Origin of the sequence: Flavobacterium flavipallidum (assembly GCF_038289905.1) — a bacterium.
GTDB classification, from domain to species: Bacteria; Bacteroidota; Bacteroidia; order Flavobacteriales; family Flavobacteriaceae; genus Flavobacterium; species Flavobacterium flavipallidum.
In genome coordinates, this window is the sequence record NZ_JBBYHU010000033.1 from 13,669 (window position 1) to 29,322 (window position 15,654).

The following is a 15,654-nucleotide window of genomic DNA, read 5'->3' on the forward strand; positions in this document are numbered from 1 at the left end:
ATTTTAAGACTCAGGCTTAAAGGTTGATTTTTGTTTCTGGAAAGTGGACAAATCATTCAAATTAGCTTCAAAAAAGCTTCAAAAAAGAGTGATTTTGCACACTAACATTAAGCTAACACTGAGCAAATACAGGGGTAACAACTTTTTTATGCCGATTGCGACTTAAATGCTTTAGGACTTTTGCCAAAATACTTCTTGAAAGAACGCCCAAAATATTTGGGATCATTATAACCACATTCAAAACTGACTTCAGAAATATTCAGATTTCTTGTTTTCAATAATAATTCGGCTTTTTGTAATCGCAAAGACATCAATATATCTGAAGGGGATTGTTTTAATGTTTCTTTAAAAAGGCGATAACATTTTACTCTTGAAATCTCTAATTTATCCGCTAAAATTTCGACATTAAAATCGGGTTCAGAAAGTTCCTCTTTTATAATTTCCAATGCTCTTTTTAACAACTTATCATTTGGAGTTTCAATCGTTTCTTGGGTAGTTAATATTTGGAAAATTTTCTTTTGAATAGTATTTTCTCCAGTGCTTTTTTGTTTTCTGTTTACCAATGTTTTTATCTTCTTTTGAATAAATGAAGTACTGGCAGGCAACTGTATCAAAGTATCAACACCGTATTCCAATAACTGCTCGTTTAATTCATAATTGATATCTTCTGATATAAAAAGAATTGGCGTATTAAAATGATCCGAGTCTTTATTTGAATTTAAAAAATGGATCAATTCCTTAGTAAAATTTGCTTGATACAAAACTATCACCGCTACATTAATTTGTTTTAACACAGCATTCAAATTAGCCGCCTCACTTTCAAAAATCAAATGACAATCCGGATGTTCCAGTACTTGGTGAGCAACCGAAAAATTAGAAGGATCGCTAAATACCAAAATTGGAGTTTCTTTATCAGACATCTTTTCATCTTCATCAAAATGTTTCCAGGAAATAGTTTCTTTCAATTGAATTTGCTGCTCAACCTGCTCTATAGGAATTTGTATAAGCAATTGAAATTCTTCCCCTGTTTTATTCACAAAATCACCTTTTAAGTCTTGTAACAAAACCTGAACTGCTTTAAAATAGGGACTGTAATGCAAAATAGTATTCCAGTTGTTTTTTAAAATTTCGCTTGTAGAATTAACAGTTATTTCCAAAAACTGATTTTCATATTCCATTTTAATATCCAGACTACTTTCGGCATCCGAATATTTACTGATATCATTAAAGAAATATTGGAGTAATAATTTTAAACGAAGCTCATCTATTTCTACAAAAAAAACTGAATTAGTCATTTCACAATTAAAACTCACCCGATTGTGCTGCAATTCTTTCTCTATTTTCAGAACACTATTTTTTAAAACCGAAAATAAATCAATCACTGATTTCTTAACCTCACCGAGTTCTTTAATATGATCCAGATAATTCCAACCAGAGATAAGATTGACTAATTGATTGGATTGATTAATTAACTCCCGATGTTCAGGAGTATTCTTTTTTAAAGTGGCCACATTCTTGATTATTTTAGAAATAGGCTCCTGAAATTCGGATAACATAAAAGATTTAAACTTTTCTATTTCAAAATTTTCTCTTTTAAGATTACTGTGCAGCATCAAAAGTTTTTCTTTTTGAGCCAGGATTTTTTTATTCTTTTTATCTAATTTTTCGTTGATGTTTTGTAAATCTCTTTTTTGATTTTCAATCACTTTTGTTCGTTCCTGAATTTGATCCTCTAAATATTTTTGACGAGCAATTACCTGTTTGTCTTTATAATAAAAGAACAGTACAGAACCAACCAAAATGCTAATAATAATCAGAATGTAAAACAAAATGGTTTCATAAAAAGCTTTACTTATATGCAAAGAAAAACAGACCGGTTTAACGACTCCCTTTTCTCCTACTTTAACTAAAAACTTATAGTTTCCTGAACTCAAATTGGAATATTTTATCTTATTCGTATTGTCAAACAATACCCAATCATCCTCTCGCCCTTCCAATTTATAAAATACTTTAAGTTTTTTATTTACAGGAAACATAATAGGAATCAGCTCGATTTCCAGTTGGTTATTGGAAAAAGTTTTTTCTATTTCAGAAGTATAATTCTCATTACCATCAACAATTAATTTTATTTTAGGAATTATTTTATTAGCCTGAAGTGTGTTTGGATTAAAATAATTCAATCCGTTCACCCCTCCAAAAAACATTATTCCTTTTTTATCCTGAAAATAACTCCCTTCAGAAAATTCAGCTCCCTGCCAGCCTTCAACAGGATTATAGCTTTTTATCCTGTAAGTTGTTTTATCCACTGAAGCAATTCCCTTAGTGGTACTCAGCCAAAAAGTATTTCCATTAAGCAATAATGCATACACCATATGGCTGGGTAATCCATCTGCCTCGGTAATATTTTTTACTAACTTGTTTTTCGCTACATCATAAATACTGATTCCGCCTAAGGATGCAATCCACAAATAATGGGTTGTAGGGTCTTTATACAATGAATAAATACTGTTGCCTAAAATACCGTTAGCCGTGGTAATTGTTTTTACTTTTCCGTTTTTTAAATCCAATTGTACCACACCATGATGTTCAGTACCAGCAAAAAGTTGATTTTTGTAAACCTCAACTTTTCGAACATGCAATTTATTCAACTTCGGTTGACCTATAAACGGTTCAAAAGTATTCTTCTTCAAATTAAACTTAGCAACTCCTCCCCAACAGCCAATCCACAATTGGGCATTAGTATCTTCATAGATGGAATAATTTCTATCCGCAGGGAAATTGGTGTTTTTTTTTGATTCATATAAAACATAAGAACCGTTTTTGATGCGAATTAAACCCGCATAAGTTCCTACCCATACAGAGCCATCCGAAGCAGTAAACAAACTTCGCACTCGATTCCAATCCGGATTAGAACTGCTTTCGGTAATGAAAAATTTTGTGAATTTTGTGCCATGAGAACAATAAATACCCTTAGTATAATAACCTAACCACATCGTATTATTGGGATCCAGAGTAATAGCCCGAATAGTTTCATTAGGTAAATTTGGATTTTGTACCGGATGTGGAAGAATACTTTTTATCTGATCTGAACCCTTATAAGCCATGCTTAAACCACCGTCTTTATGCCCAAGCCATACATTTCCAAAATCATCCTCAAACAGCTTTTCTATTTCATTACTATTAAAACTATATGGAGCATATAAATCATAAGTGTAATGTTCGATATAATTGTTGTTGAAACTAGATGTCGCATTAGAAATCCGATACAATCCATTTCTTCTGGTGGCAAACCAAATCGACCCCTCACTATCTTTTAACACATCATTGATAATAACCTTGGGATATTTTGAAAGCAATAAACTTTTAAGATTTTCATGAGGATCAACCGAGACAGTTTTTTTTTGAATCAGTTTAAATTTTCCTTCACTAAACGCAAAGGATTTATTTTGAATATGGATAAGCACTTGCCCATGTTCGGATAAAGATAAAGCGGATGGTGTTTTCTTAAAAAAGTAATTTTTAAAACGATGGTTACCTAAATAGACACTCACTGCCCTATCAGTTAGAACCCAAATATGATTTTGATTATCTTTAACAAGTTTAAAAATCATATTACCTTTCAAAGAGTTATTGTTGTTTAACTCTTCCTTATAAACGATAAACCGATAACCATCATAGAAGTTTAATCCATCCCAAGTAGCAATCCATAAACCACCTGTAGCATCACTAACGATATCCGAAACAGAATTATTAGATAATCCGTCAGCTGTAGTTAAGGTCTTAAACTTAATATTTTGACCATAAACCATGCAAGAAATAAGAAAAACGAGAACGTAAAAAAATCGATACATAAACAAAATTTGACACCAAAATTAAGTTGCCATTATTAAGCCTGCATCAATCGTATATTACGGTTCTATTAATAAGAATCATATAATTTGCAAAGACAAAATATTTACATTAAAAACATAAGAAATGTTTTCAATTATATCTATTCGGAAAAGAAATTTACTTTAACTTACTATTTAAAATAAAGAAAAAAATCCTAATTCGACCGAGATTTACCTACAAACATATAGGGGAAAACTTTTGAACCTGATCCGGAAATACCAAAACAACGGATATAAGAATACTTAAAACAAAAAAGCCTCGAAATCAATGATTTCAAGGCTTTTCGTGATCGCAGAAGGATTCGAACCTTCGACCTACGCATTAGAAGTGCGTTGCTCTATCCAGCTGAGCTATGCGACCATTTCTTTTAAAACTAATGTTAAAGTTTTTGTCGGGGTGGCAGGATTCGAACCTGCGGCCTCCTGCTCCCAAAGCAGGCGCGATAACCGGGCTACGCTACACCCCGAGGACATTAAGCGGAGAGACAGGGACTCGAACCCTGGCGACGGTTACCCGTCGACAGATTAGCAATCTGCTCCATTACCGCTCTGGCACCTCTCCTAGCTCAAAGAACGTGTCTCGTTTTGCGGTTGCAAATGTAACACAACATCTCATTTCTCACAACTATTTTGATGCTTTTTTTTTATATTTTTTTTGTTTATTCCCAAAAACACTAACAATCAAACAGATAGATTATAAGTTTTTTTGAACTTTTTTTCTAAAAAGAGAATCAATAGTGTAAAATATAAAATGTATCCAAAAAAGAGTAAATTTGCTACAACTATACATTCAAACCTATTTATAAATAATGAACAAAAGAGTAGTTATCGTTGCTGCTGTAAGAACAGCAATTGGGAGTTTTATGGGAGGATTATCCGGAATTACAGCTCCACAATTGGGAGCCACAGCCATCAAAGGCGCTTTGAACAAAATCAATTTAGATCCTAATTTGGTTGACGAAGTACTAATGGGCAACGTAATCCAGGCTGGTGTAGGTCAGGCTCCGGCAAGACAAGCAGCTCTTTTTGCGGGTTTGAAAAATACTGTTCCTTGTACAACTATAAACAAAGTTTGCGCTTCCGGAATGAAGGCGGTTATGATGGGCGCACAAGCTATTCAATTAGGTGATGCCGAAGTTGTTATCGCAGGTGGAATGGAAAACATGAGTTTGATTCCTCATTATACCCATTTGCGAAGCGGAACTAAATTTGGACCAACTACACTGGTAGACGGTATGCAAAAAGATGGTTTAGTAGATGCTTACGACAATCAGGCGATGGGTGTTTATGCCGACTTATGTGCAAAAGAATACAATATCAGTCGTGAAGAACAGGATAATTTTGCTATTGAATCCTACCGTAGATCAGCTCAGGCATGGGAATCCGGTAAATTTGACGCAGAAATAGTTCCCGTTGCTGTTCCTCAACGTCGTGGCGAACCCATAATCATTTCACGTGACGAAGAATATACTAATGTAAAATTAGATAAAATCCCTTCTTTAAACCCTGTTTTCACTAAAGACGGAACCGTAACTGCGGCAAATGCTTCTACAATCAATGATGGAGCTGCAGCTTTAATCTTAATGAGTGAAGAAAAAGCTGCCAAATTGCAACTAAAACCTCTGGCATATATTAAAAGTTATGCCGATGCAGCTCAGGAACCTAAATGGTTTACCACCTCTCCTGCCAAAGCTTTACCAAAAGCACTGGATAAGGCAGGTATTTCAATAAATGATGTCGATTTTTTCGAATTCAACGAAGCTTTTTCTGTTGTGGGTCTGGCCAATATTAAAATTTTAGGTTTAGACAGTAACAAAGTAAACGTAAACGGAGGTGCCGTTTCACTAGGACATCCGCTAGGTTGTTCAGGAGCCAGAATTCTGGTAAGTTTACTACATGTTTTGGAACAAAATAATGCCAAAATTGGAGCCGCTGCAATTTGTAATGGCGGTGGTGGAGCCTCAGCAATTGTTATTGAAAGAATCTAAAAAAATAGAATAATGTTCGGAATCTGTAATTTAGCCATTATCCCGCTTCGATTTGAGCCTAGTGACAAAAGCGAAATTGTTTCTCAGGTCTTATTTGGAGAACATTTTAAAATATTGGAAAAACGCAATCAATGGTCACGTATTAAATTACAGTATGATGATTATGAGGGTTGGGTAGATTGCAAACAATACCAAGTGATTTCGGAGGCGAATTACGAACAATTATCCAAGGACACTATTATTCTGAATTCAGATTTAATTGAATACATTACTTCAGCTGATAATCAATTAATTCCTATACCGCTTGGTGCTTCACTTTCGTTTTTAAATAACAACGAAATCAACACTCAAAATTACGAGTTTGAAGGCACTAAAGTTAATGGCACGAAAGACAAAAGAAACCTTATCAATACTGCTTACATGTACTTGAACGCTCCTTATTTATGGGGCGGCAAAACGCCTTTTGGGATTGACTGTTCCGGTTTTACACAAATGGTATACAAATTAAACGGATATAAACTTTTACGTGATGCTTCGCAACAGGCTACTCAGGGAGAAGCTTTGAGTTTTATCGAAGAAAGTGAACCGGGAGATTTGGCCTTTTTTGATAATGAAGAAGGAAACATTATCCATGTGGGAATCATGATGGAAAATAATTATATCATCCACGCCAGTGGTAAAGTACGCATTGACCGAATTGATCATTTAGGGATTTTCAATAATGAAACTAACCGACATACGCATAAATTAAGAGTGATTAAGAAGATTGTTTAATACAACCTGATTATAAACCTAGAATTGTTCTCGATACAAATTTTAATAAAAAGCTATTCGCATTTTCTTAAAATTCACTCGAACTGACATGTAAATAGTACCGTCACTTCGAGTATTTTATGAAGTGAAACGGAATAAAATGTATCGAGAAGTCTTTCTAGATAATTTCTCCAAGCTTATTATTACTTACAATCCCATTTTTGATTGGACAATTTATCTTTTAATCCGGATTTTAAATTGTAATGCCACCACTCTGAATCAAAGGAATTAAAACCATTTTCCAACATCACTTTTTTTAACAAAGCCCGATTGTCTTTTACTTTTTGGGATAAATCCTCAAAATTATGTCCGGCTTCCGGACCAAAAAAATCAAAATCGGTACCCATTTTCAACTCTTTTCCTCTTTTGTTAACTAATGTAATATCAACAGCTCCTCCTCTATTGTGTATAGAACCTTTAGCAGGATCAGCAACATATTCGGGATTAGAAACAATGGTCCACATTCTTTTTTGAATATCCAATGGACGATAACAATCAAAAAGTTTAATACGCAAGCCTTCTTTCATAAAAGCCTCATTCGCCTTAATTAAAGCCTGAACGGTTTTGTAACGCAAATAACATTCGGCACAATCGTATACTTGGGCTTTCAAAAAATTATCCTCAGTAGCATATTTCATGTCATACACAAAATCTAAACTATAATCTTTTAAGTTTACAAAAGTAGTGTCAGCAACAAGCTGATTCTTTTCCACATTCGGATTCACAACCACTGATTGCGACTTACAGGAAAAAAACAACATGCTAAGGCTAAAAACAATAAAGCTTTGCAAATTTAATTTCATAATAATAAATTTTAAAAAAATGAGCTGTAGTAACAAAAGTACAAAACAGAATCACGGAATTCCAGTTTAATATCTTGTTTAAAAACTTTTTTATGCTAATTTGATTCGGTGATTGAATTTAAAAATGTATTTTTATTTTTTATTACCCCAAATGTAATAATCATTCAACTTTAAACTAAAAACAACTTTAAAATGATTGTAGATTCTTTAAACAAAGCTACTAAATACTACGGCTTACACCCTGCTTTTGAAAAAGCATTCCAATTTTTAAACGAAAACGACCTAGCAAATCTGGCTGATGGCGTAACCCAATATACTGACGATTTAAAGATAATCGTGAATTCTGGAAACGGAAATTCAAAGGAACAAAGTTTGGTTCACTTTGAATGTCACGATAAAAACATTGATATTCAGGTATGTGTGGCTGGTCCAGAAACTTATGCTTGGAAACCAAGAGAAAAATGTGTAAGTCCCAACGGAGATTACAGTGATGAAAAGGACGTTCGCTTTTTCTTTGATCAACCCGATATGTTTTTTGAATTGAATCCGGGCCAATTTACCATCTTATTTCCTGATGATGTTCATGCTGCCATGATAAGCAACGGAAAAATCAAGAAAATCGTTATCAAGGTTAAAATCTAAAAAAAAATCAAAATTAATTACAACAAAACTACTTTTCGGAGTAGTTTTTGTTGTTTTAGGAAGCAATTGAGAATCATTTTTTTCCAAAAAATAATTATTACATTTGATGTTATTGCCTAAAATTCATACAACAATGCACAATAAAAGAGTCCTTTTTATTTTTATATTCCTTTGTTTATTTCAGTTTGGTCGAGCACAAAAGCCAGCAAAACCAAATGCAGTTGAAATTCACAATCAAATTCAAAAATTAAATTTCCTGGGAAGCGTTCTTTATATTGCTGCACATCCGGATGATGAAAACACCAGACTGATTTCTTATTTTTCAAATGAAAAAAAAGCAAGAACAGCCTATCTTTCACTAACCCGTGGTGATGGCGGACAAAACCTTATTGGTCCGGAACTTCGCGAATTATTAGGCGTAATTAGAACACAGGAATTAATAGAAGCCCGAAAAATTGACGGAGGAGAACAGTTTTTTAGCCGTGCCAATGATTTTGGTTTTTCCAAAAATCCAGATGAAACTTTTGAAATTTGGGACAAAGAAAAAGTACTGGCAGATGTCATCTGGACCATACGAAAATTTCAACCGGATGTAATTATCAATCGTTTTGACCATCGTTCACCAGGTACTACACATGGCCATCATACTGCTTCAGCTATTTTAAGTGTGGAAGCATTTGGTTTATCCAATAATCCCGAACGTTTTCCGGAACAATTACAGTGGTTCCACCCTTGGCAAACAAAACGTATTTTTTTCAATCCATCAGTATGGTTTTATGGCAGTCAGGAAAAATTTGATGCTGCCGACAAAAGCAATTTTGTTACTTTAGAAACAGGTGTTTACTATCCGGCATTAGGTCAATCCAATCAGGAAATTGCGGCCTTAAGTAGAAGCTGTCACAAATCACAAGGTTTTGGCAGCACAGGAAGTCGCGGTATAGACAATGAATATTTGGAACTAATTAATGGCGAAGCCTTAGAAGATAAAACAAATATTTTTGAAGGAATTGACACTAGTTGGAACCGCATTAATGGCGGAAAACCTATTGGAAGATTAATAAACAACATCCAGGAAGATTTTGATTTTTCAAATCCATCAGCTTCCATTCCAGCTTTAATCAAAGCCTATCAGATGATTGATAAACTCGATGAGAATCATTGGAAACCTATCAAATTAAACGAAATTAAAAACATCATCGCCAGCTGTACCGGATTGTATCTGGAAGCAGTAGCCTCAGATGATCAAGCTACTCCCGGTAGTGAAGTAAAAATCAAAATTGAAGCGATAAACAGAAGTTCCATTCCAATGGAATTGAAAAACATTATTAGTTATCCAAATAAAAATACTACCGAAATTAATACCCTTTTAGACAACAACAACACAAAACATCTAAAAATCAACCTACAATTACCCGATAGTACGGCTTACAGCCAACCTAATTGGTTAAAAGAAAAACCAACAACTGGTATGTATCAGGTAAGCGATCAAAAAAACATTGGAATTGCTGATATTATTAGAGGTGTTAAACTGGAATTCAACATGCTAATAAATGGCATTTCGATTCCATTTGAACGGGATGTGGTTTATAAATTTAACGACAAAGTGAAAGGTGAAATGTACAATTACCTTGATGTTGTCCCAGAAGTAAGCTCAAGAATTATTGACAAAATTTCTTTTTTCAATGATGGAAATACTAAGAAAATGGCGGTAATGGTAAAAGCTGGAAAGGACAATCTAAAAGGAGAAATCCGATTGGAATTGAACAAGGATTGGAACGTTTTCCCGGATCATATTCCTTTTAGTTTAGATAAAAAAGACAACGAAAAAACAGTCTATTTTGAGGTAACTCCTCCTAAAGAAGCTTCTGAAACCAATGTAAAAAGTGTTGTTACTCTTAACGACAAAAAATACGAAAAAGAACAGATCATCATCAATTACGAGCACATTAGTAAGCAACAGGTATTATTGCCTTCTGAAGCGAAATTCAAAAAACTGGATCTAAAGACTACTAATGAGAAAATTGGTTATATCATGGGTGCTGGTGACAATGTTCCTGAGTGTTTAAGCCAAATGGGATACCGAGTAACACTAATTACTCCAGAGGAAATCAATACCCGTTATTTAAGTAATTTTGATGTAATCATTACTGGAATTAGAGCTTATAACACCCTTCCGTTTTTAAAAACGAGACAACATTTGCTATTGGAATTCGTTAAAAGAGGAAAAACATTAATAGTGCAATACAACACCCCCGACAAATCCTTGCCTGACAATATCGCACCATTTCCTTTAACCGTTTCAAATGATAGAGTTACTGATGAAAATGCCGCTGTAGCATTTTTAGCACCGGAACACCCTGTCTTAAATTATCCTAACTCAATTACAGCGAAAGATTTCAAAGGTTGGACACAAGAACAGGGATTGTATTATCCTAATGAATTTGACACTGCTTTTACACCTATACTTTCTTCGCACGACAAAGGAGAAAGTCCTAAAAAAGGAGCACTATTAGTGGCTGCATATGGTAAAGGACAATATATTTATACAGGATTGAGTTTATTTAGAGAATTACCGGAAGGTGTTTCAGGAGCTTATCGATTAATAGCTAATATGATCGCTTTAAAAACTCCAGAAACAGCAGAAACACAAAATTAAAAAAGACGTAAAAATGGACCCAAAAAAAGAAAAAAAGTGGAAACCAGAATATACCTGGGTACTTGTTGCCAATATTACTTATGTCTTGTTTTTTTATCTAATAATGAAATTATACTCTTAAACCATGCAATTATTTGACTGGATTGTACTGATAATCACTTTATTGTTCATCGTTATCTATGGAACTTGGAAAACCAAAGGAAGTAAAAACGTGGAAGATTTTATTCTGGGAAGCAATGAAACGCCTTGGCATACGGTAGGTCTTTCGGTAATGGCTACACAGGCCAGTGCTATTACCTTCCTTTCCACTCCGGGTCAGGCTTATCATGACGGAATGGGATTTGTTCAGTTTTATTTTGGACTCCCCATTGCGATGATTATCATTTGTTTGACCTTTATACCCATTTACCACAAATACAAAGTTTTTACAGCCTATGAATATCTGGAAAAACGTTTTGATTTAAAGACACGTTCTTTGGCTGCAATTCTTTTTTTATTGCAAAGAGGACTTGGAACAGGATTGACCATTTATGCGCCAGCGATCATTTTATCAGCATTATTAGGTTGGAATCTTACTTACATGAACATCATAATTGGAATTTTGGTGATTTTTTATACTGTTTCCGGTGGAACAAAAGCGGTCAACGTAACCCAAAAACAACAAATGTTTGTGATTATGTCGGGAATGTTTATCACCTTTTTTCTTATTCTGCATTTCCTGCCAAACGATATGACTTTTAGCAATGCTTTGCATATTGCAGGTGCCAATGGAAAAATGAACATTGTTGATTTTTCTACTGACCCTGAGGAAAAATATACGTTCTGGAGCGGAATTACAGGAGGTTTCTTCCTCGCCTTGGCTTATTTTGGCACCGACCAATCTCAGGTGGGACGCTATTTATCCGGAAAATCAGTTCGTGAAAGCCAAATGGGATTAATCATGAATGGAATTTTAAAAGTACCTATGCAGTTCTTTATCTTATTGACTGGTGCAATGGTTTTTGTTTTTTTCCAATTCAACCCAGTACCTTTAAATTTTAATCCCAATAACAAAGCGCTTGTTGAAAAATCAAGCTATAAAGAACAATACCACGATTTAGAGAAAAAACTCGACACCCTTTCTGAAGATAAAAAAGTAATTAATCTTTTGTATATCGACCAATTGAATCAGGATTATGACAATCCTATTTTAAGAAAAGAATTAGTAGCCATTTCGACCAAAGAAAAAGATTTAAGAGACAGAGCTAAAGAAATTATCCATAAAGTCGATAAAAGCAGTGAAACTAATGATAAGGATTATGTTTTCTTTCATTTCATCCTGCATTATTTACCTAAAGGTTTAATAGGTTTATTATTGGCTGTAATTATTTCGGCGGCTATGTCTTCTACTGCTTCGGGACTAAATGCTTTGGCTTCTACCACGGCTATTGATATTTACAAACGAAATTTAAAAGAACCCAAAACCGAAACGCATTATCTGTATGCTACTAAATTCTTCACCTTCTTTTGGGGAGTAGTAGCCATTCTTTTTGCTTGTTTCGGAACTCTGTTTGAAAACTTAATCCAATTAGTAAACATTGTAGGATCCATCTTTTATGGAACCGTATTAGGCATTTTTCTGGTTGGTTTCTATTTTGATTTTGTCAAAGCCAAAGCTATATTTTATAGTGCATTCATCACCCAATTGACCATTTTTGTCATTTATTATTTTGCCATTTTTGTCTATCCAAGTGGCGAAGAAAAACTGGGGTATTTATGGCTGAATTTCATTGGTGCCATGATGACGATTGTGCTTTCTTCTTTATTGCAATTAAGTATTTTTAAAACTACGAAATTTGAAGAATAATTAAAAAAACTAATATAAAGGATAGTTTTCAGTATCTTATTCTTGCTTATAAGATTTGAAAATAATTATTCCAATTAAAAAATACAATTAAATACAATTTAACTTATAGAATTATGTATATTTTATGAGTTGTAAATCACCTTAAAACAACATCCTGCATAGAAACAGCTAGATTTTCAAGACACACAACTCGAAATTAACAACTTCTAAAGTATCACAATTTTCATTGTCATTATCATTTAAAAAATATTAATCTCCCTCATTACTTCTGCAAACAACTCAACAGATTTGATGCGATCTTCTATCCCGAAAACATTAGTAGACACCATCAGTTCATCTATTGGTGTATATTCCAAGAAGCGTTGTAACCCAGCTTTAACAGTTGCTTTGCTACCTATAAAAGAATATTTAAGCGTTTGATACACGGTTGGATATTGAAGCATTTGCTGTATTTCAAAATCCATTGCAACTGGTGGTTGTAAAGGTTTAGAATCACCAGTAAATATACCGTAAAACATCTTTATTAAAGAAGTGAACAGTTTCTGCGCTTCTGTGTCGGTATCTGCAATAATCACGTTAACACCAGCAATGGTGTAAGGTTGGTTTAAATCACTCGATGGCTGAAACTCCTGCTTATAAATAGCCAATGCGTTATGCAAATGTGAAGGTGCAAAATGACTACCAAAGGCATAAGGTAGCCCTTTGGCAGCTGCCAAATAGGCACTGTCAGTACTGGAACCTAAAATATATAAGGGTACTTCCATACCTTCGGCAATAGCAACTCGTACTTTAGCCGATTGATTCTGAGAATCAAAATAATGTTGAATTTTATTTATTTCCTCTGGAAAGGAACTTGTAGCCTGCATAAAATCTGACCGAATAGCCTGTGCAGTCGCCGTATCGGTTCCCGGTGCTCTGCCTAAACCCAAATCGATACGTTTCGGGTACAATTGAGCCAAAGTTCCAAACTGCTCTGCAACAATTAAAGGCGAATGGTTTGGAAGCATAATACCGCCCGACCCGACTCTGATATGTTCTGTATTATCTGCAACATAACCAACCAAAACAGATGTAGCATTGCTCGCAACAGTGTCTGTATTATGATGCTCTGCAAACCAAAATCTAGTGTAATCATTTTCTTCCGCCGCTTTAGCTAATTTCAGAGAGTTGTTCAACGTTTCTTTAAAACTCGTTCCCTCTGAAATCGCTGCAATTTCTAATATCGAATACTTGATTTGATTTTTCATTTTTAAAAATGATATTGTGTTTTATATTTCAATCACCACTTTTCCAGTTACCTGGCCACTTTGTAAACGGTCATAGGCTTTTTGATAGTCTTCAAAGGCAAACACACTATCAATCACAGGTTGCACTTCTACACTTATCATTGCTGATAACATCGCTTCAAAATCGCTGCGAGAACCCATTGTTGTGGCCCCAAGTTGTATACCACGAGTCATGATTTCCAAAGGTGATACACCACCGCCCATACCGCTAGCAAAACCTACCAAAGCCACATTGCCACCTGCTTTGGTGCTGGCAACCGATTTATTAATTGTTTTTTCGCCTGCGACTTCCACAACTTTATCTACTCCTAATCCATTAGTTAATTTTAAAATTTCTTTGTCCCAATCAGGATTATCACCGTAAGCAACCACCGTTTCTACACCCAATTCCTTTAATAGATGAGCTTTGTAATCATCATCACGATTGGCAATTGCTAAAACCCTGGCTCCACTTAATTTGGCCAATTGCAGCGCAAATAGCGACACCCCACCTGCTCCTTGTATCAATACGGTTTGACCCGCTGTCAATGTACCATGTTGGTGAATGGCATTCCAAGCCGTTACTGCACCACAAGCCAGCGTAGAAGCTTGTACATAACTTAAATAATCAGGTAGAACCACCAATGACATTTCGTGCAACACGATATATTCAGCAAGCCATCCATCCATATTAAACCCAATACTGGCAACATAATATTCAGGTTTCAGAACTTTGCCATCCACCCAATTAGCCCAACAGTTTGCTGACACTCTTGATCCAACTTTAACCCGTGTCACATTTTCTCCCACTGCCACCACTTCACCAGCACCATCTGACAATGGTACAACCGAATTGACTATCCCAGGATAGTTGCCACTTAAAGCCGCATGGTCACGAAAGTTTAAAGAGGCCGCTTTGACTTTAATCAACACTTCATTTTTGCCAAGCGTGGGAATGGACTGCTTGGTTTGAATTAATTGCGTCTGATTACCATTTTTGGTTAAACGCACTGTAGTTTGAAAATCTAACATATACTATATCTTTTTATGGTTAAAAATAATTATTATTAAAATGCCACTATTGATAAATGGCTGCGAATGGTAATATGATGTCATCACTATTTCAAAATGCACATCTTTTCACATTTAGTTTCTTTATTTCCACCCCATTCTGTCTTTCAGACTTTTAATGTGTGTAAAATGATGCTTACTGTGCCAAGAAAAAATAGCCAAGAATTCGGGAATCGACATTGTTCTACCTGCGTCTGGATAAAAAAATGTTATATCAAATTCATGGTCTTCAAGGGATTTCAAGTCTAAAACCCAATTATTGTGAACATTATTAATGGTTTGAAGTGCAGTTTGAACAGCATTATTATGGCTTGCGCCAAAATCCATTATTTTCTTTTCGGTGTGAGGATTTACTATAATATTGTTTTCTTCCAATCCACGTTTAAACATAATATAAGCTCTCAAATGAGCATCCGCAACATGGATTATTACTTGCTGAACTGTCCAACCATTTTCCCTATATTCAGTATCAAATTTTTCATCATCAAAATTTTCAACAGTTTTTACCAATTCAACAGGGAGATTCCCAAGAATTCTAATGTATTCCTGCACATCTTCATCAGATATTTTTACAGGCATTTCAAATCTTCCAACCGGATATTTTAGTAATTCTAGATCGTTCATTTTTATTATTAATAGTCATCTTTATATTAGGTTACAAAGGTAATTCAACAATACTA

The 15,654-nt window shown here is 34.6% G+C and carries 10 protein-coding genes and 3 tRNA genes; 5 read left to right on the forward strand and 8 right to left on the reverse strand.

Going from position 1 to position 15,654, the window contains the following annotated elements:
* Positions 1–146: 146 nt before the first annotated feature.
* The 4 genes from AAEO59_RS13700 to AAEO59_RS13715 form a co-directional block, all read right to left on the reverse strand.
* Complete coding sequence (locus AAEO59_RS13700; RefSeq protein WP_341701319.1) at positions 147–3,851, reverse strand: two-component regulator propeller domain-containing protein; 3,705 nt, start codon at positions 3,849–3,851, stop codon at positions 147–149.
* Between the two features lie 326 nt (positions 3,852–4,177).
* Positions 4,178–4,251: transfer RNA gene (locus tag AAEO59_RS13705), tRNA-Arg, on the reverse strand.
* Between the two features lie 31 nt (positions 4,252–4,282).
* A tRNA-Pro gene (locus AAEO59_RS13710) sits at positions 4,283–4,357 on the reverse strand.
* An 11-nt stretch (positions 4,358–4,368) separates the two neighbouring features.
* A tRNA-Ser gene (locus AAEO59_RS13715) sits at positions 4,369–4,452 on the reverse strand.
* 247 nt (positions 4,453–4,699) lie between these two features.
* On the opposite strand from AAEO59_RS13715, the gene AAEO59_RS13720 reads away from it, so the two are divergent.
* On the forward strand, positions 4,700–5,878 hold the full coding sequence (locus tag AAEO59_RS13720; protein WP_341701320.1) for an acetyl-CoA C-acyltransferase: 1,179 nt from the start codon (positions 4,700–4,702) through the stop codon (positions 5,876–5,878).
* Positions 5,879–5,890: 12 nt separating this feature from the next.
* Positions 5,891–6,652 carry a C40 family peptidase gene (locus AAEO59_RS13725; RefSeq protein WP_341701321.1) on the forward strand — a complete coding sequence of 254 codons (762 nt, stop codon included), beginning with the start codon at positions 5,891–5,893 and terminating at the stop codon, positions 6,650–6,652.
* A gap of 182 nt (positions 6,653–6,834) precedes the next feature.
* Here AAEO59_RS13725 and AAEO59_RS13730 read toward each other — a convergent pair whose 3' ends face one another.
* Entirely contained in the window at positions 6,835–7,494 is a 660-nt protein-coding gene (locus AAEO59_RS13730) for a M15 family metallopeptidase (RefSeq protein ID WP_341701322.1), read from the reverse strand.
* Positions 7,495–7,686: 192 nt separating this feature from the next.
* Here AAEO59_RS13730 and AAEO59_RS13735 point away from each other — a divergent pair, with 192 nt between their 5' ends.
* From AAEO59_RS13735 to AAEO59_RS13745, 3 genes are all read left to right on the forward strand, one after another.
* Positions 7,687–8,136: a YhcH/YjgK/YiaL family protein gene (locus tag AAEO59_RS13735; RefSeq protein ID WP_341701323.1), complete on the forward strand. Its 450-nt coding sequence runs from the start codon at positions 7,687–7,689 to the stop codon at positions 8,134–8,136.
* Between the two features lie 133 nt (positions 8,137–8,269).
* Entirely contained in the window at positions 8,270–10,792 is a 2,523-nt protein-coding gene (locus AAEO59_RS13740; RefSeq protein ID WP_341701324.1) for a PIG-L family deacetylase, read from the forward strand.
* Between the two features lie 124 nt (positions 10,793–10,916).
* Positions 10,917–12,638 carry a sodium:solute symporter gene (locus tag AAEO59_RS13745; protein WP_341701325.1) on the forward strand — a complete coding sequence of 574 codons (1,722 nt, stop codon included), beginning with the start codon at positions 10,917–10,919 and terminating at the stop codon, positions 12,636–12,638.
* 239 nt (positions 12,639–12,877) lie between these two features.
* Here the strand turns inward: AAEO59_RS13745 and AAEO59_RS13750 are convergent, their stop codons facing one another.
* From AAEO59_RS13750 to AAEO59_RS13760, 3 genes are all read right to left on the reverse strand, one after another.
* Entirely contained in the window at positions 12,878–13,885 is a 1,008-nt protein-coding gene (locus AAEO59_RS13750; RefSeq protein ID WP_341701326.1) for an LLM class flavin-dependent oxidoreductase, read from the reverse strand.
* Between the two features lie 21 nt (positions 13,886–13,906).
* Positions 13,907–14,935: a zinc-dependent alcohol dehydrogenase family protein gene (locus tag AAEO59_RS13755; protein WP_341701327.1), complete on the reverse strand. Its 1,029-nt coding sequence runs from the start codon at positions 14,933–14,935 to the stop codon at positions 13,907–13,909.
* A 123-nt stretch (positions 14,936–15,058) separates the two neighbouring features.
* Positions 15,059–15,598 (reverse strand): YfiT family bacillithiol transferase, encoded by a 540-nt coding sequence (locus AAEO59_RS13760; RefSeq protein ID WP_341701328.1) that lies wholly within the window; start codon positions 15,596–15,598, stop codon positions 15,059–15,061.
* Between the last annotated feature and the right edge of the window lie 56 nt (positions 15,599–15,654).